A 17,874-nucleotide genomic window follows, 5' to 3' on the forward strand; every position below is an offset into this window, starting at 1 on the left:
CTGGTTCGGCGTGATCCATAACTTCGCCCAGGTCCTGCCGCACGGGAGCCCATCGCGGGCGGCGTTCGGCCGGCGGCGGACCTCGAACCGGCCGTTATGGTCGCGGTTGCGCCGGTGTGCCGGCTGGACCCGGCCCTTCCTCAGAGGACGAAGCGTGTTCAGAACCAACCGGATGATCGCGGTCGTGACGCTGGCCCTCTGGGCATCGGGGGCCGCGGCGCAGGTCCAGCCCGGCGGCAGCGAAGGCGCATCCGGCCAAGCCCCGCCCTCGTCCCCCGCGACGATTCCGGCTCCGAGCCCGCCCCCCGCGGCACCGGCCATCCCGACCCCGCCGGGGCCGCCGCCTCCGCCGCCGCCTGCGCCGCAGGCCCAGCAGCAGGGCACGCCGGCCACGGTCCTCGACACCCAGGATTACGAGAGCCTGCTCGGCCGCAGCGTGCGCAGCGCCGGCGGCGACGAGCTGGGCCGGGTCATCGACGTCATCATCGACAAGGACGGGCATCCGCGCGCCGCGATCATCGATTTTGGCGGCTTCCTCGGCGTCGGCACCCGCAAGATCGCGGTGGACTGGCGCGCCCTGCGCTTTGCCCCGGACGGCGCCAAGGAGCGCAAGCTGTCCGTCGCGCTGACCCGCAACCAGGTCCGCGTGTCGCCGGAATACAAGGCCGGCGAGCCGATCGTGGTGCTCGGCCCCGCCAGCCCGGCGGCACCCGCGAGCGAGGGCGAGCAGGCGGCCACCGCAACCGCGGCTGCGCCCGCCGCGCAGCCGGCACCGGCCGCCGTCGCACCGGGGACATCGGCCGTTCCGGCGGCCGCGCCTCCGTCCGCACCCTCGGGCGCCACCACGGCCGCCAGCCCGACGGAGAAAGCGCCGGATAAGTGACGGTGGCCCGATTGAAGGTTCGAACCGCCGCTTCCCCCCGCGAGCGCGAGGTGTCCCGGCAAGATATCCGCTCCCGTCCCGTTCGCCTGAAGGATCAGGCGGCCGACCTCGCGCGCGAGCCGATGCCGATGACCGAGGTGCATCCTGCCGGGCGCGCGATCGCGCCCGCGAGCCGATACGGTCTCGACGGCTTCGCCTTCTTCGTCGCCAATCTGCAGACCGGCTTCGGGCCGTTCCTGGCGGTCTACTTCTCGCAGGCCAAGTGGACGCAGTCCGACATCGGCTTCGCGCTGACCGTCGGCAGCCTCGTCGCCCTGCTCGGGCAGGTGCCGGGTGGCGCCTTCGTCGACGTGGTGCGGTCGAAGCGCTTCGCCGCCGCCGTCGCGGTGATCGGCATCGCGGGCAGCGCCTTCGCGCTCGCGGTCTGGCCGAGCTTCCTGGTGGTGCTGCTGGCGATGGCGGTTCATTCGGGGGCGAGTTGCGTCCTCACGCCGGCCATCGCGGCGATCAGCATCGGCCTGGTCGGGCGTGCGCATGCGGGTGAGCGCCTCGGCCGGAACGCGAGCTTCGCGGCTTTGGGTAACGCCCTCGGCGCGGCCGGCATGGGCGCGATCGGCTATTACCTGTCGAACGGCGCCGTGTTTTACCTGACGGCCGTCCTCGGACTCCCGGCGATCATCGCCCTGTCGCGCATACGCGCCCAGGATATCGATCCCGGCGTATTCAAGGAGCCGGCCGCACCGCAGCAGGCGCCGCGCCCGTCCGGGCAGGACGGCATCCGGTCCCTGCTGACCAACCGCGGGCTCCTGTGCTTCTCGGCCTGCATGGTGCTGTTCTTCCTCGCCAACGCCGCGATGCTGCCGCTCGTGGGCAGCGTCCTGACCCTGCGGGCGAGCGAGACCGCGACCGCGCTGATCGCCGCCTGCATCATGATCCCGCAGGCGGTCCTGGCGGTCAGCGCCCCCGCGGTCGGCCGGGCGGCCGAGCGATTCGGCCGCTACCCGGTCCTGCTCCTCGGCTTCGGCGCGCTGCCCGTCCGCGGCCTGCTGCTCGCCTACACGACCAATCCGTACGGCCTCGTCGCCATCCAGGTGCTGGACGGCGTCTCGGCCTCGGTCCTCGGCGTGATGGTGCCGCTCATCGTGTCGGATCTCACCCGCGGCACCGGGCGTTTCAACCTCGCCCTTGGCGCTGTCGGAACCGCCATGGGCATCGGTGCCGCCCTCTCGACCTCGCTCGCCGGGATCATGGCCGACCATCTCGGCAGCCACAGCGCCTTCCTGGGGCTGGCCTGCATGGGATTTGCGGCCTTCATGCTGGTGGCGCTGATCATGCCCGAGACGCGCCAGACGGATTCCGCCGCCTGAGCGGCCGCGGCATCGGTTTCGCTTGTGTATGTCTGAACTGCTCAAGCGGCGTTCAGGTTGGAGCGATAAAAGCGCGCGTTACGATACGGGACGGTGCAACAATGGCAACGCTCTCGCGTTGCCGCTGCGGGTCAGTTTGCGCCCGCGCTGCACTCCGCCTTAACCCGCAAGCCCACGCCGCGCGAATACGGAATGGTCACCGCGATGGAAGAGCTGCACCGATACGCCGACAGGCCCTTCGCCTTCGTCGGGCGGTATCTCCGGCGCCGCTGGCTGCCGCACCTGGTCATCCTGATCTCGGTGCTCGGCGCCGTCGGCTTCTCAGTCTCGACCGACTATGCCCTGAAGGGTGTCGTCGACGCGCTGACGAAGGGGCCCGGCCCAGGCAACACCGTGATCTGGGGGGCGCTCGCGGTTCTGATCGCCTTCATCGCCGCCGACAACATGCTCTGGCGCGTGGCGGCGCTGACCGGCGCCTTCACCTTCGTGGGCATCACCGGCGACATCCGGCGCGACCTGTTCCGGCACCTGACCGGCCATTCGCCTACCTTCTTCTCCGACCGCCAGCCGGGAACCCTGGCGTCGCGGATCACGGCGACCTCGAACGCGATCTTCACGGTCGAGAACATGTTCGTGTTCAACGTGATGCCGCCGACGGTCGCGGCCTTCGGGTCGATCGCCTACATCGCCACGGTCAACCTCACCATGGCGGGCATCCTGGCGGGCGTTTTCGCCGCCGTCGTTGTGCTGATGTTCAAGATGGCCGCGGCCGGCAAGCCGCTGCACCACGACTTCGCCGCCAAGGCGGCCTCCGTCGATGGCGAGATGGTCGACCTCGTCGGCAACATGTCGCTGGTGCGCGCCTTCTCGGCGTTCAAGCGCGAGGGCCAGCGCTTCGAGGGCACGATCGCGACCGAGATGCGCGCACGCCGCTCGTCGCTGCTCTATCTCGAGAAGCTGCGCATCGTGCACGCGGTGCTCACCGTGCTCGCCGTGTTCGGCCTGCTCTACTGGGCGATCCAGATGTGGGAGGCCGGCCAGGCGACCAACGGTCAGGTCGTGCTGGTCTGCACCCTCGGCATCCGCATTCTCGCCGCCACCCGGGACCTCGCGGTCGCGCTGGTCGACGCGACGCAGCACACCGCCCGCCTGTCCGAGGCGCTGCACACCCTGCTCCAGCCCCACGACCTCGTGGACCATCCGGAGGCGAAGCCCCTGACCGGCCAGGGCGCGCAGATCGCCTTCGAGCACGTCGCCTTCAGCTACCCGGACGGGCGCCCGGTCTTCACGGATTTCGATCTCGTGATCGAGCCAGGCCAGCGCGTCGGCCTCGTCGGCAAGTCGGGCGGGGGCAAGTCGACCCTGTTCTCGTTGATCCAGCGCTTCTACGACGTGCAGAGCGGGTCGATCCGCATCAACGGCCAGGACATCGACCGGGTGACGCAGGAATCGCTGCGCGAGGCGATCACGGTTGTCCCGCAGGACGTGTCGATGTTCCACCGCTCCCTCCGCGAGAACATCCGCTACGGCCGGCCCGATGCCACCGACGAGGAGGTCTGGCAGGCGGCCGAGGCCGCCCATTGCACCGACTTCATCCAGGCCCTGCCGGAAGGGTTCGACACGATGGTCGGCGACCGCGGCGTCAAGCTTTCGGGCGGCCAGCGGCAGCGCATCGCCATCGCCCGAGCCATCCTCAAGAATTCGCCGATCCTGCTCCTGGACGAGGCGACCTCGGCGCTGGACGCAGAGTCGGAACAGGCGATCCGGCACGCTTTGGCCAATCTCATGAAGGGCCGGACCGTCATCGCCATCGCCCACCGGCTGTCGACGCTGCAGGATTTCGACCGGATCGTCGTGCTGGAGGGCGGCCGCATCGCCCAGGATGGTTCGCCCGACAAGCTGACCCATCTCGACGGGTTCTTCCGGGAGCTGATGAAGAAGGAATCCATGGGCACGGCCCTCGCCGCCGCCTGACGCGGTTGCCCTCGAGATCTCTCCCGTCATCGCGCGCGCAGCGGAGCGACCCAGCGCGGCGCGCCCCTGCCAAGGGTTGCGCCATTGGTTTGCTTCGCTCCGCTCGCACGGACAGAGACCCGAAGCCGGCCGCCTTCGAGACCGCCAGCTCCGGTTCTCCTGATCCGTCCATGCTGCTAGATCACGCGGCGGCCGGACCGGACCTTGCATCGCCCGAGACGTCGCCAACCGGCCCGGTTCCGACGCATCGCGACGCGTGAGCTTGACCGTGCCCGACCTTGACCTCGTCATCCGGGACATCTCCGAGGAGATGGCTCTGCGCCCTGACCGGGGCGCCGTCGCCGACTACATCCCCGAACTCGCCGGCATCGACCCGAACCAGTTCGGCATGGCGGTGATCGACGCCGAGGGTCGCGTCTTCGCGGGCGGCGACAGCGAGACACCGTTCTCGATCCAGAGCGTCTCGAAGGTCTTCACCCTCACACTGGCGCTCGGCATGGTCGGCGACCGGCTGTGGAAGCGCGTCGGCCGCGAACCCTCGGGCAACCCGTTCAACTCCATCGTCCAGCTGGAGCGCGAGCGCGGGGTGCCGCGCAACCCGTTCATCAACGCGGGCGCGATCGCGGTCACCGACGTGATCCTGTCCGGTCACGCACCGCGCGAGGCGCTCGGTGAGATCCTGCGTTTCCTGCAGTTCCTCGCCCAGGATTCGAGCATCGCCATCGACGAGACCGTGGCGGCCTCGGAGAAGCGCACCGGCTTCCGCAACACCGCGCTCGCCAACTACATGAAGTCCTTCGGCGTCATCGACAATCCGGTGGACTTCACGCTCGGCGTCTACTTCCATCACTGCGCCATCGCGATGAACTGTCGCCAGCTCGCCATGGCCGGCCGCTTCCTGGCGCATAACGGCGTCAACCCGTCGACCGGCCACTCGGTGGTCTCGGCGGAGCGGGCGCGCCGCATCAACGCGATCATGCTGACCTGCGGCCATTACGACGGGTCGGGCGAGTTCGCTTATCGCGTGGGCCTGCCGGGCAAGAGCGGCGTCGGCGGCAGCATCCTGGCGATCGCGCCCGGCCGGGCCTCCATCGCGGTCTGGTCGCCCGGCCTCGACGCCGCCGGCAATTCCCATCTCGGCCGCATCGCGCTGGAGCGGCTGACGCAGCGGATGGGCTGGTCGGTCTTCGGGGCATGAACGGATGCCTTGCGCGGCGGCCGCTTCCGGCGCACTGCGCCGCCCGGGCGCCGCAGCGCCGGAACAGGATTCAGAATCATGGCCACGCGTATGGCGGTCCGGGCTGCCGCTGAGGTTCCGGATGCCAGCGCCATCCTGGCGCGTCTCGACCGCCTGCCGGCGACCCGCACGATCTGGCGGCTCGTGGCCCTGCTCGGCCTCGGCTTCTTCTTCGAGCTCTACGACCTGCTGTTCACCGGCTACGTCGCCCCCGGTCTCGTCAAGGCCGGGATCCTGACCCCGACGACCCCCGGCCTGTTCGGCGCCAGCGGCATCGCGAGCTTCGTGGCCGCCCTGTTCACCGGCCTGTTCATCGGCACCCTCCTGTGCGGCTGGCTTGCCGACCGCTTCGGACGCCGGGCGATCTTCACGTGGTCGCTCCTCGCCTACACGGCGGCCAACGGGGTGATGGCCTGCCAGACCGACGCCTTCGGCCTCAACCTCTGGCGGCTCATCGCGGGGATCGGGCTCGGGCTGGAGATGGTGACGATCGGCAGCTACCTCTCGGAACTGGTGCCGAAGGCGATCCGCGGCCGCGCCTTCGCCCTGTGCCAGGGCATCGGCTTCACCGCCGTTCCGGTGGTGGCGTTCCTGTCCTACCTGCTGATCCCCTTGGCGCCGCTGGGGATCGACGGCTGGCGCTGGGTCGTGCTGATCGGCGCGTCGGCCGCCATCGTGGTCTGGTGGATGCGCGCGGGCCTGCCGGAGAGCCCGCGCTGGCTGGTCGAGCACGGGCGGCTCGCGGAGGCCGACGCGGTCCTGCGGCAGCTGGAGGCGCGCATCGCGGCCGAATACGGTCGACCGCTGCCGGCCCCCGCCGTGCCGGAGCCGGTGCGGCCGCACGGCGCGTTCCGCGACCTGTGGGTCCAGCCCTATCGGCGCCGGGCGCTGATGATGGCCGGGTTCAACGTGTTCCAGACGGTGGGCTTCTACGGCTTCGCCAACTGGGTGCCGACCCTGCTGGTGGCGCAGGGCATCACGGTGACGTCAAGCCTCGCCTATACGGCGCTGATCGCGGTCGCCGCCCCGATCGGGCCGCTGATCGGCCTCGCCATCGCCGACCGGTTCGAGCGCAAGCACGTTATCGTGGCCGCCGCCTTCGTCTACATCGCCTGCGGGCTGACCTTCGCGCAGACGCGCGACGTCACCGCCATCGTCGTGCTGGGGATCGGGCTCACGCTCGCCTCGAATGTGATGTCCTACAGCTTCCACGCCTATCAGGCCGAGCTGTTCCCGACCGGCATCCGCGCGCGGGCGGTCGGCTTCGTCTATTCCTGGAGCCGCTTCTCGGCGATCTTCACCGGCTTCGTCGTCGCATTCGTGCTGCGCGAGACCGGCACGCCGGGGGTGTTCCTGTTCATCTCGGCGGCGATGCTGGCCGCAGGCCTGCTCGTCGGTCTGCTCGGGCCGCGCACGCGGGATGTGGCCTTGGAGAAGATTGCCGGCTGAGGCACTTCCTGGGCTCAGCGGCGAACCGGCTCTCGGCATCCGGGAGCTGTGCTACGCGCAGGGCGATGGTCGCACAGTCGAAGCCGCGGATGAACGTCGACGAGTTCCTGGCCTGGGCCGAGGGCCTGCCGGGACGCTTCGGACTGGTCGACGGCGAAGTGTTCGCGATGTCTCCGGAACGGGCCGGGCACGCGCTGGTGAAGTAGGCGGCACAGACGACTCTGAACATGGCGATCGCGTGCGCCGGGCTCGGCTGTCATATGATGCCTCACGGCATGACAATCCGCGTCGACGCCGCGACGGCGTTCGATCCGGACGCATGCGTCTGTTGCGGGCCGCTGATGGATCTCGACGCCATCGAACCACCCGACCCAGTCATCATCATCGAAGTACAGTCGCCGAGCACGCGCTCGGTGGATTCGGGCCTCAAGCTGGCCCGGTATTTCGGTCTCAAGAGTCTAAAGCATTACCTGATCGTCGATTCGGTCAGGCGCGTCGTCATCCATCACCGGGGTGCCGAGGGTGGCCTGATCGTGACCCGCATCGCGACCCAGGCCACGCTTGACCTCACCCCGCCCGGACTGAGCCTGCCCGTGTTGGAACTACTCGCCGATTTCTCCCCGGCATCCGACGACGCTTGATCCGAAACGACGCGGATGCGACAGCCGCGCGAACGCGAATCAGGACGCCCGTATGACCGCATCCCTTGATCTCCTCGTGCTCGGCAACGCCATCGTCGACGTGATCGCCCGCACGGACGACGCCTTCCTATCCACGCAGGGCGTCACCAAGGGCGCCATGCAGCTCATCGACGAGGAGCGGGCCGAGGCGCTGTTCCAGGCGATGGGGCCGGCCACGATCGTCTCGGGCGGCTCAGGTGCGAACACCGCGGTCGGCGCAGCACTTCTGGGGGCCAAGACCGGCTTCGTCGGCAAGGTCCGGGACGACGAGCTCGGCGGTCTCTTCAGCCACGACCTCAAGGCGACTGGCGTCGGCTTCACCGTCCCGGCGGCAAACGAGGGGCCGGCAACCGCCCGCTGTTTCGTCCTGGTCACGCCGGACGGCGAGCGCACGATGAACACCTACCTGGGCGCCTGCCAGGGTCTGACGCCCGACGATGTCGACAAGGCGCTCGTGAGCTCCGCCCGCGTCGTCTACCTCGAGGGCTATCTCTGGGATCCGCCGGCCGCCAAGGACGCGTTCCGCAAGGCCGCTCAGATAGCCCACCAATCCGGCAATGCCGTCGCGCTGACCCTGTCGGACGCGTTCTGCGTCGGCCGCTACCGTGACGAGTTCCTGGAGCTCGTGCGGGATGGCAGCGTCGACATCCTGTTCGCCAATATCGGAGAGCTGCAGAGCCTTTATCAGACCGACGATCCCGAGGCCGCCGTGGCGGCGCTTCGGGACGAGCGCAACGCCCGCGGCCGCCACCTCCTCGGCCTCGTCACGCGCTCCTCGGACGGTGCGCTGGTCGTGCAGGGCGGCGAGGTCCGTTCGGTCGAGGCGAGCGCGGTGCACGAGGTCGTCGACACGACCGGCGCGGGCGATCTGTTCGCGGCCGGCTTCCTGGCCGGCCACGCCCGCGGCCTCGACAACGTCACCAGCGCCCGGCTCGGCACGCTCGCGGCCGCCGAGGTGATCCAGCATATCGGCGCCCGTCCGCAGGCGGATCTGATCGGCTTGGCGAAGGCGCGCGGGCTGCTCTGACGCGCTCGGCACCGCCCCGATCCCGGATCGGGCGGCGTTCCCGCCGCCCGACCGGTCTCAGGCGGCCCGGACCGTCGCGAGGAACCGGGTCACCTCGCCGCCGAGATGCTCGGCATGGAGCGACAGCTCGGCGACCGAGGCGTGAACCTGCCGGGCTGCGGCCCCGGTCTCGGTCGCTGCCCCCGCCACTTCGGTGATCGTGGTGGTCACCTCGCCGGCCCCCAAAGCGGCCTGCGAGACGTTGCGGACGATCTCCTGGGTCGCGGCGCCCTGCTCCTCGACCGCGGTGGCGATCCGCGTGGCGACCGCGCTGATCTCCCGGATCCGCGTGCCGATCCGGCCGATCGCCGAGACCGCGTCGCCGGTGGAAGCCTGGATCCGGCCGATCTGGCCGGCGATCTCCTCGGTCGCCCGGGCGGTCTGGCCGGCCAGCTCCTTCACCTCGGCGGCGACGACCGCGAAGCCGCGACCGGCCTCTCCCGCCCGAGCCGCCTCGATCGTGGCGTTCAACGCCAGAAGGTTGGTTTGCTCGGCGATGGTGGTGATCATCGTCACGACGTCGCCGATCCGCGCCGCCGCGCCGCTCAGATCCTGCACGAGCTGGGCAGTCGACTCAGCCTTCTCGACGGCGGCCTGAGTCAGCTCCGCAGACCCTGACACCTGCCGGCCGATTTCCTGGACGGAGCTGCCAAGCTCCTCCGCGGCGGAGGCCGCCGTGTTGACGTTGACGGCAGCCAGTTCGGCCGCGCGCGCCACATCGGAGGAGCGGCCGGCGGTGCCCGATGCCGCCTCGGTCATGCGGGCGGCCGCTTCCTGCAGCGCCGCGACGGCGGTCGCGACGGTGCCGATGATGCCGCCCACCGCACCTTCGAAGTTGTCGGACATCTGGCGCAGGCCGGATTTGCGCTGCGCCTCGGCCTCGGCGCGGGCGCGGGTCGCCTCGTCCTCCAACGCCCGGGCCCGGATCAAACCCTCCCTGAACACCTGGACCGAGGCTGCCATGGCGCCGATCTCGTCGCGCCGCTCGGCGCCGGGGATCACGACGGTGAGATCCTGCGCGGCCAGCCGGCTCATGGCGGCGGTCATGCTCCGGATCGGCCGCGCGAGGTGGCGCAGGACATCCCAGAGCGTCGCGCCCGTCACGGCTAGTCCGGCGAGGAGCAGGCCGAACGTCACCATCCAGGCCGTGCGGTAGGCGTCCTCGGCACGGATCGTCGAGGCTTCGGTGCCCTCGGTATTGAACTTGGCGAGGTCCGACAGTGCGCCGAACAGATCGACCAGCGGCTGGCGCGCCGGCGCGATGGCGTCGCGCGCGCCGGACCGATCGCCGCGCTTGAGGGCCGCGATGATCGGCTCCCGCGCCGCCAGGTAGGCCTGCCACCGCGTCTCGCACGCCTCCCATAACGTCCGCTCACGCGAAGACCCGACGAGTGCCCGATACCGCCCGAATGCCTCCGGGATCGACGCGTTCATTTCCGTGAATTCGGCATCGAGATCGCGATTCTCGGTCTCGTCGACCGCGACGACCTTGCGGATCGTCGTGGTGTGATACCGGAGCGCCAGGAACTGCAACTCGGCGCGCTGGTCGTCCTTGCGCATCCAAAGGTCCCGGATCTCCCGTGCAGAATTATTGACCGAATTAATCTCATTTATGTTCGTCAAAGAATTGATGATGAGAATTATTAGGCCGACGATCAGAATAAAAATCAGCCGAAATGTGATGCTTATACCCCAGATCTTCATAACGTCACCTCAGACATAGGCCGCGAATCAGAAATCGGCACCATCGCGACTGAGCATGAACGTCGTGTTGCTTTTACCTGATCAAGCCAGAGATCGTAAATGCGGCCGGTCAGGGCCGCAGAAGCACCTTGCCCATGGCGGCCCGGCGAGTCAGCAGGCCAAACGCCTCCGGGAACTCCGTCAGCGGGTAGACGCCGTGCACCTGCGCGGTGAGCTTGCCCTCGGCCACCCAGCCGAGGAGCCGGCGCTGGTCGGCCCGGTGCGCCTCCGGCTCGCGGTCCAGGAAGGCGCCCCAGTGGACGCCCTGCACGTCGAGTTCCTTGAGGAGCATCAGGTTCAGCGGCAGCCGCGGAATGGCGCCGGCAGCGAAGCCGATGACGAGATAGCGCCCGCGCCAGCCGAGCGCCCGCAGAGCCGGCTCCGCGTAGGCGTCGCCGACCGCGTCGTAGATCACGTCGACGCCGCCGCCGCTGATCCGGCGCAGCTCATCCTTGAGGGTCGCGGGATCGTAGACCAGCATCGCCTCGGCTCCGTGGCTGCGGGCAACCGCGAGCTTCTCCTCCGAGGAGGCACAGGCGATCACCCGGGCGCCCATCAGCCGGCCGAGTTCCACCGCCGCCAGACCCACGCCCCCGGACGCGCCGAGCACCGCAAGCCACTCGCCCGGCTGCAGGCGCGCCCGGTTCGCCAGGGCGTGGAGCGACGTGCCGTAGGTGATGGTGAGGCCGGCCGCCTGCTCGTCCGGCACCGCGTCCGGCACCGGCGTGAGCCGGGCGGCATCGACGGCGATCCGCTCGGCGCAGCATCCGTGCCCGGCATGGACGATCACCCGGTCCCCCACCGCGACGCCGGAGGCGCCCGCCCCCAGAGCCTCGACCACCCCGATGCCCTCGCCGCCCGGCGAGAACGGCAGCGGCGGCTTCACCTGGTAGCGCCCGGCCGTGATCAGCGTGTCGAAGAAGTTCAGCGCCGCCAGCCGGATCCGGACCAGGGCCTGCCCGGGACCGGGCACCGGGTCGGGACGCTCGACGATCTCAAGATGCTCCGGCCCGTCGAGCCTCGTGCACAGCAGCGCCCGCATGGCGTGTCCCCTCCCCGGCAGTCCCGCCGATGAGGCCCGATCCGGCGGCGCGGTCAAGCCGTTCCGATCATCTCGCGGATGCGCGCGCCGAGCACCTCCACCACGAACGGCTTGGTGAGCACCTGCATGCCGGGATCGAGCGGGCCTTTGCCGAACACCGCCGCTTCCGCGTAGCCGGTGATGAACAGCACCTTCAGCCCCGGGCGCTTGACCCGGCCGGCCTCCGCCATCTGGCGCCCGTTCATGCCGCCCGGCAGCCCGACATCGGTGACCAGCAGGTCGATGCGCACATCCGAATGCAGGACTCTGAGGCCGCCGCCGCTGTCGGCGGCCTCGATGGCCGTGTAGCCGAGATCCTCCAGCACCTCGGTGACCAGCATCCGCACGGTGGGCTCGTCGTCGACCACCAGCACGGTCTCGCCCGGGGCGGCCCGCGGCGGCGCACCGATCCCGGCCTGCGGCACCTCCTCGGCCACGGCGCCGCGATGGCGAGGCAGGTAAAGGCAGACCGTGGTCCCCTGTCCGACCTGCGAGGTGATCCGCACCTGCCCGCCCGATTGCTGCGCGAAGCCGTAGATCATCGAGAGGCCGAGACCGGTGCCCTCCCCTTGCGGCTTGGTGGTGAAGAACGGTTCGAAGACCCTGTTGACGATCTCCGGCGGCATGCCGGTGCCGGTATCGGTCACGCACAGCGAGAGATACTGGCCGGGCGCCATGTCGTGCCGGCGCGCGGCGCGCTCGTTGAGCCACGCGTTGGTGGTCTCGACGGTGATGCGGCCGCCCTCCGGCATCGCGTCCCGGGCGTTGATGCAGAGGTTGAGCAGCGCGTTTTCGAGCTGCGGCGGGTCGACCAGGGCCGGCCAGAGACCCGCCGCACTCCGAACCTCGACGACGACCGAAGGGCCGACGGTCCGCCGGATCAGGTCCTCCATGCCGGCGACCAGCCGGTTCGCGTCGGTGGGCTTGGGGTCGAGCGTCTGACGGCGCGAGAAGGCCAGGAGACGGTGGGTCAGTGCGGCGGCCCGCCGCGAAGCACCCTGGGCGGCCGTGATGTAGCGGTCGACGTCCATGACGCGGCCCTGGCCCAGCCGAGTCTGGATCAGCTCCAGCGAGCCGGAGATGCCGGCGAGCAGGTTGTTGAAGTCGTGCGCGAGCCCGCCGGTGAGTTGGCCGACCGCCTCCATCTTCTGCGATTGCCGCAGGGCCTCCTCGGCGGCCGCCAGGGCGACGGCCCGCGCGCGCTCCGCGGTGAAGTCGCGGCCGACCGCGGCGATCACACCTTCGCCCGGCTGCGCCGCCCAGCTGATCCAGCGATAGCTGCCGTCCCGGTGGCGGTAACGATTGTCGAAACGCGCGAGGCGTTCGCCCCCGGACAGCCGGCGCGCGCCGTCGATGGTGCGGGGCAGATCGTCGGGATGCACGAGATCCATCAGCGTGGTCCCGACCAGCTCGTCAGGGCGCCAGGCGAGCACCTCGGTCCAGGCCGGGTTCACCGCGGTGATCGTTCCATCGAACCGGCAGCGCAGCATCATGTCGGACGAGAGCGTCCACAGGGCGTTGCGGTCGGCGGTGCGCTCCTCGACCTGCTGGGCCAGGGTGCCGTTGAGATCGCGCAGCTCCCCGAGCGCCGCCTCCAGCGCGGCCTGGCTCTCCTTGAGGGCGGCGTCGGCGAGCACCCGCCCGGTGGTCTCGCTGGTGAGGATGAACAGCCCGGCGACGCGGCCCTCGGCGTCGAGGACCCGCGAGTACGAGAAGGTCCACCACGTCTCCCGGGCGCCCCGGTCGGTATCGAGCTGCCATGGCAGGTCGACGAACCGCTCCGAACGCCCCGCCATGGCGGCATCGATGATCGGTTTCGCCTGCGCCCAGGCATCGGCCCAGACCGCGTCGAACCGCGCCCCCATGGCCCAGGACAGGCGCGGCCCGAGCAGCGGGAAATAGGTGTCGTTGAAGAAGAAATGGAGATCCGGCCCCCAGGCGAGGATCATCGATTCGGGAGAATTGAGCACGAGCGACAGGGCCGCACGGAACTCCGCCGGCCAGGTCTCCGGGGCGCCGAGGGGGTGGCCGGACCAGTCGCGCGCACGGATCATGCCCGCGGCTTCGCCGCCGCCGGCGAGGAAGGCGAGAGGATCGGTCAAGGTCTGCGAGGGGTCCAGGTCATAGGCGCCGCCGCGTATGACCGTCTTTGGCAGCATCTCCAAGCCTGCCGGCCCGATCAGCGGGGTCGGACGTCGGAGTGGGTGATCGTGCAGCGGATGACGGCAGACCCGGCCGCCGATCAGGCTTGGCGCTTGGCCGCGGACAGCGCGGCGGCCGTCATCGCCGCCGGCCTGAGCATCCGTTCGCCAGCCCGCTTGCAGATTCCGCTTCAGGGCCAACGGGGAGACCCGGACGAAGGCGCTGCCGTCATTGCGAGCGGAGCGAAGCAAGCCAGTCAGCGCCGCGATGTCGGACGTCGCGCTGCCCCGGGGTCGCTTCGCTGCGCTTGTGAGGACCGAGAGGGTGGCCCGGCTCCGGTCCGCGCGCCCCTCAGGCCGCCGGCACGACCTGCGCGGCAGCCCGCCTCAATGCGCCTCCTGCCAGTTCCCCGCCGCCTTCGCTTCCACCACCAGGGGCACCCTCAGCGTCAGGGCCGGCGCCGGCGCCTCCTCCATCACCGAGGCGATCACCGGGATCGTCCGATCGACCTCGTCCTCGGCGACCTCGAAGACCAGCTCGTCGTGCACCTGCAGCAGCATGCGGGCGTTCAGCTTCTTCGCCGCGAGCGCCGCCTCCATCCGGATCATCGCCCGGCGGATGATGTCGGCGGCCGAGCCCTGGATCGGAGCGTTGATCGCCTGCCGCTCGACGCTGGCGCGCTCGGACGGGTTGTTGGATCGGATCTGCGGGTAGTGGCAGACCCGGCCGAACAGGGTGGTGACGTATCCCTTGTCCCGGCAGCTCCGCTTGGTGGTGTCGATGTAGTCGCGGATCCCCGGGAACTGCTCGAAATACTGCTTGATGAACGCCGATGCCTCCTCGCGGCCGATGCCGAGCCGGTCGGCCAGGCCGAAGGCCGAGATGCCGTAGATGATGCCGAAGTTGATGGTCTTGGCCCGGCGCCGCAGGTCCGGCGTCATCTCCTTGAGCGGCACGCCGAACATCGCCGAGGCCGTGGCTGCATGGATGTCGATCCCGTCCTCGAACGCCTTCCGGAGCTCCGGGATGTCGGCCATGTGGGCCAGCAGCCGCAGCTCGATCTGCGAATAGTCCGCCGAGATCAGCCGGTTCCCGGGCGCGGCCACGAAGGCGCGGCGGATCCGCCGGCCCTCCTCGGTGCGGATCGGGATGTTCTGCAGGTTCGGCTCGGAGGATGACAACCGCCCTGTCGTGGTGGCCGCCAGGGAGAACGAGGTGTGGATCCGCGCGGTCTCGCGGTCGGCGTGGGTCTGGAGCGAATCCGTGTAGGTGGATTTCAGCTTCGAGAGCTGGCGCCACTCCAGGATCTTTTTCGGGAGTTCGTGCCCGGCCTGGGCCAGCTCCTCCAGCAGCGTGGCGGGCGTGGCCCATTGGCCGGAGGGCGTCTTCTTGGCGCCCGGCAGGCCCATTTTCCCAAAAAGGATGTCGCCGATCTGCTTCGGTGAGCCCACCGAGAACTTCTCGCCGGCATCCTCTTGGATCTCCTCCTCCAAGCGGACGAGGATCTGCGAGAAGTCGCCCGAGAGCCGGCTCAGCATCTCGCGGTCGACTCGGATGCCGCGCTGCTCCATGCGGGCGATCACCGGCAGCAGGGGCCGCTCGAGTGTCTCGTAGACCGCCACCCGGTGCTCGGCCACGAGGCGCGGCTTCATCATCCGCCACAGGCGGAGCGTCACGTCCGCGTCCTCGGCCGCGTAGGCGGTCGCCTTGTCGATGGCGACCCGGTCAAAGCTGACCTTGTTGCGGCCGGTGCCGGCCACATCCGAGAAGGTGATCGGCTGGTGGCCGAGATGGCGGCGGGCCAGCTCGTCCATGCCGTGCCCGCCCTTGCCGGCATCGAGCACGTAGGAGATCAGCATCGTGTCGTCGAAGGGCGCGACCTCGATGCCGTAGCGGGCGAGCACGACCCAATCGTACTTCAGGTTCTGACCGACCTTCAGGACACCCGGATCCTCCAGGAGCGGCTTCAGCCGAGCTATGGCTTCCTTGAGCGGGATCTGGCCGGGCACTGGCTCGGCCACGTCCGAGGCGGCAGCGCCCTCGCCGAACAGGTCGGTGGCGTCGGCCTGGACCTTGGCGGCCTGGACGTGGGCGAGCGGAATGTAGCAGGCCCGGCCGTTGGCCACCGCCAGCGAGACGCCGACGAGGCCAGCCTTGTGGGCGTCCAGAGCGTCGGTCTCGGTATCGACCGCGATGACCCCGGCCTCCTGGCCTTCCGCGATCCAGGCGTCGAGCTGCTCCAACGACGAGACCGTCTCGTAGGCGGCGGTGTCGAACGGCGCCACCGCCTCCGCGGCCCGGGCCGCGACGACGTTGCCGGGCGTCGCCTCGACGGGGGCCCGGGGCTTGGCCGGCGCGTCCGGCAGGTCGAGATCGGCGAACGGGTCGATCTCGCTGCCCTCCGGCGGGGCGGCGCCCGGCGCGCGCTCGGCGCCGGCCGCCGCGGTCTCGGGATCCGGCGGCACGGAATCGCCGAAGAACGGCACCGCGTCGCTGCCGCCGGCCGCATTGCCGTAGCCGTGCGGACGGGCGCCCGGCAGGAGCCGCGGATCGGGCTTCACCGCTTCCGGGTCGACGTGCAGCATCTGGGCGATGCGGCGCGTCAGCGTGTTGAACTCCATCGCCTTGAGGAAGCCGACGAGCTTCTCCGGATCGGGTTTGGGCACGCCGAGCTCGTCGAGGGCGACCGGGAGCGGCACGTCCTCCATCAGCGCGACGAGTTTTCGGGACAGCTTGGCCTGGTCGACGTTGGCCAGCAGGGTCTCGCGACGCTTGGGCTGCTTGATCTCGCCGGCCCGCTCCAGCAGCGCTTCGAGGCTGCCGAACTCCTTGATCAGCGCCGCCGCGGTCTTGAGGCCGATGCCGGGCACGCCCGGCACGTTGTCGGACGTGTCGCCGATCAGCGCCAGGGCATCGCCGATCTGGTTCGGCTGCAGGCCCTCCCACTTGGCGACGATCGCCTCGACATCGAGGTTGCGCTCGGGCCGGTAGCCGGCCTTGCCCTTGGCGCCGGATTCGAAATCGTAGAACCGCACCTGCGGCCCGACGAGCTGCATCAGGTCCTTGTCGGACGAGACGATGATCACGCCAGCCCCCCGCGCCTCGGCCTGCCGGGTGTAGGTGGCGATCAGGTCGTCCGCCTCGTAGCGCTCCAGCTCCACCGCATGCAGGCCGAAGGCGCGGACCGCGTCGCGCATCAGCGGCATCTGGCGCTTGAGATCGTCGGGCGCGTCGGGGCGGTGGCCCTTGTAGTCGCGGAACATCTCCTTGCGGAACGAGCCCTCCGACTTGTCGAAGACGATGCCGAGATGGGTCGGCATCGTGCCGGCCGCGCCCTCCTGCAGGAACTGCGCGATCTTGGTGCAGAACAGCCGCACGGCGCCGGTGGGCAGCCCGTCGGAGGGACGGGAATTGTACTTCTGGTCCTGGTTGATCGACTGGAAATAAGCCCGGAAAATGAACGACGAACCATCGACCAGGATCACCTGATCGCCGGGGCCGACGGGTTTGGTCTCGGGGCTCGCGTCGGGCTTCGCGTCGGTCATGGGCTCAGGCGGCTCGGGGCGATCGGGATTCGGGCGCGCGGTCCAGTTCGGCGCGGAAGGCCGCGACGCGAACGGGCAACTCGTGGTGAACGGTGAGCCAGACGATGTCCAGCGTCACCCGGTGATAGCTGTGGCGATGGACGTTGCCCGCATCCGCGATCTGTCGCCACGGCACGGCAGGATACCGAGCCTTCGTCTCGGCACTTGAAACGACGGCTCGCCTCCGAGACGATCTCCAGGCCGCGCACCACCGCGAAATGGGTGCGCTCGTCTGCCTCGAAGGTCCCGAGCGTGAATCCCGCCACGCAGCAGGCGGCGCGCTCCGCGTGGGCGATCATGTCAGAGCAGGCAGCCCGTTCGCGCTCGGAAGGCGAAAACGGCATCGCGCTCTGCGTGCTTTCGGACCCGATCCTTCAGGCCCGCCCGGTTCGCCACATCGACCCGAATCGGGAACAGGTCATCGATGAAGTGACACAGCCCGACATCGCCGCAGACTCCGCCGACGACGGGCGCGTCGATCTCGATCGTGACGTCGAGATCACTGTCGGCCCGCGCATCGCCCCGGGCGACAGAACCAAACAAAGCCGCGTGAAGCTTCCCGCGGCGGGGCAGCCCCGCCTCGTTGGCGCGCAGGATGTCGAGGGCGGCGAGCTTGTCCATGGCGGTAAGACCAGAGGGAATCGGCGGCCGGCAGCATAGCAGGCACG

13 protein-coding genes are annotated in these 17,874 nt (G+C 69.8%); 7 read left to right on the forward strand and 6 right to left on the reverse strand.

Annotated elements, in window-relative coordinates; all coding sequences use genetic code 11:
• Nucleotides 1-172: 172 nt before the first annotated feature.
• From JOE48_RS11285 to JOE48_RS11315, 7 genes are all read left to right on the forward strand, one after another.
• Entirely contained in the window at nt 173-883 is a 711-nt protein-coding gene (locus JOE48_RS11285; protein ID WP_210035695.1) for a PRC-barrel domain-containing protein, read from the forward strand.
• On the forward strand, nt 880-2,250 hold the full coding sequence (locus JOE48_RS11290; RefSeq protein WP_210029852.1) for an MFS transporter: 1,371 nt from the start codon (nt 880-882) through the stop codon (nt 2,248-2,250). The genes JOE48_RS11285 and JOE48_RS11290 overlap by 4 nt, the downstream gene beginning before the upstream one ends.
• Before the next feature lie 204 nt (nt 2,251-2,454).
• A complete protein-coding gene (locus JOE48_RS11295) occupies nt 2,455-4,224 on the forward strand; it encodes an ABC transporter ATP-binding protein (RefSeq protein ID WP_210035697.1) in 1,770 nt (589 codons plus the stop codon).
• Between the two features lie 268 nt (nt 4,225-4,492).
• Complete coding sequence (locus tag JOE48_RS11300; RefSeq protein WP_210029853.1) at nt 4,493-5,422, forward strand: glutaminase; 930 nt, start codon at nt 4,493-4,495, stop codon at nt 5,420-5,422.
• Between the two features lie 78 nt (nt 5,423-5,500).
• Nucleotides 5,501-6,910 carry an MFS transporter gene (locus JOE48_RS11305; protein ID WP_210029855.1) on the forward strand — a complete coding sequence of 470 codons (1,410 nt, stop codon included), beginning with the start codon at nt 5,501-5,503 and terminating at the stop codon, nt 6,908-6,910.
• Nucleotides 6,911-7,137: 227 nt separating this feature from the next.
• Entirely contained in the window at nt 7,138-7,551 is a 414-nt protein-coding gene (locus JOE48_RS11310; protein ID WP_312893168.1) for a Uma2 family endonuclease, read from the forward strand.
• Between the two features lie 52 nt (nt 7,552-7,603).
• A complete protein-coding gene (locus JOE48_RS11315; protein WP_210029857.1) occupies nt 7,604-8,617 on the forward strand; it encodes an adenosine kinase in 1,014 nt (337 codons plus the stop codon).
• Nucleotides 8,618-8,674: 57 nt separating this feature from the next.
• Here the strand turns inward: JOE48_RS11315 and JOE48_RS11320 are convergent, their stop codons facing one another.
• From JOE48_RS11320 to JOE48_RS11345, 6 genes are all read right to left on the reverse strand, one after another.
• On the reverse strand, nt 8,675-10,360 hold the full coding sequence (locus JOE48_RS11320; protein WP_210029858.1) for a methyl-accepting chemotaxis protein: 1,686 nt from the start codon (nt 10,358-10,360) through the stop codon (nt 8,675-8,677).
• Between the two features lie 109 nt (nt 10,361-10,469).
• A complete protein-coding gene (locus JOE48_RS11325) occupies nt 10,470-11,441 on the reverse strand; it encodes an NADPH:quinone oxidoreductase family protein (RefSeq protein WP_210029859.1) in 972 nt (323 codons plus the stop codon).
• A gap of 53 nt (nt 11,442-11,494) precedes the next feature.
• Nucleotides 11,495-13,582: an ATP-binding protein gene (locus tag JOE48_RS11330; protein WP_210029860.1), complete on the reverse strand. Its 2,088-nt coding sequence runs from the start codon at nt 13,580-13,582 to the stop codon at nt 11,495-11,497.
• Between the two features lie 426 nt (nt 13,583-14,008).
• On the reverse strand, nt 14,009-17,167 hold the full coding sequence (polA, locus tag JOE48_RS11335) for a DNA polymerase I (RefSeq protein ID WP_210029861.1): 3,159 nt from the start codon (nt 17,165-17,167) through the stop codon (nt 14,009-14,011).
• A 4-nt stretch (nt 17,168-17,171) separates the two neighbouring features.
• Entirely contained in the window at nt 17,172-17,342 is a 171-nt protein-coding gene (locus JOE48_RS30260; RefSeq protein ID WP_312893169.1) for a HepT-like ribonuclease domain-containing protein, read from the reverse strand.
• Between the two features lie 164 nt (nt 17,343-17,506).
• Complete coding sequence (locus tag JOE48_RS11345) at nt 17,507-17,827, reverse strand: nucleotidyltransferase family protein (RefSeq protein WP_210029862.1); 321 nt, start codon at nt 17,825-17,827, stop codon at nt 17,507-17,509.
• Nucleotides 17,828-17,874 lie beyond the last annotated feature (47 nt).

It is taken from the genome of Methylobacterium sp. PvR107 (assembly GCF_017833295.1).
In the GTDB taxonomy this organism is placed as follows: domain Bacteria; phylum Pseudomonadota; class Alphaproteobacteria; order Rhizobiales; family Beijerinckiaceae; genus Methylobacterium.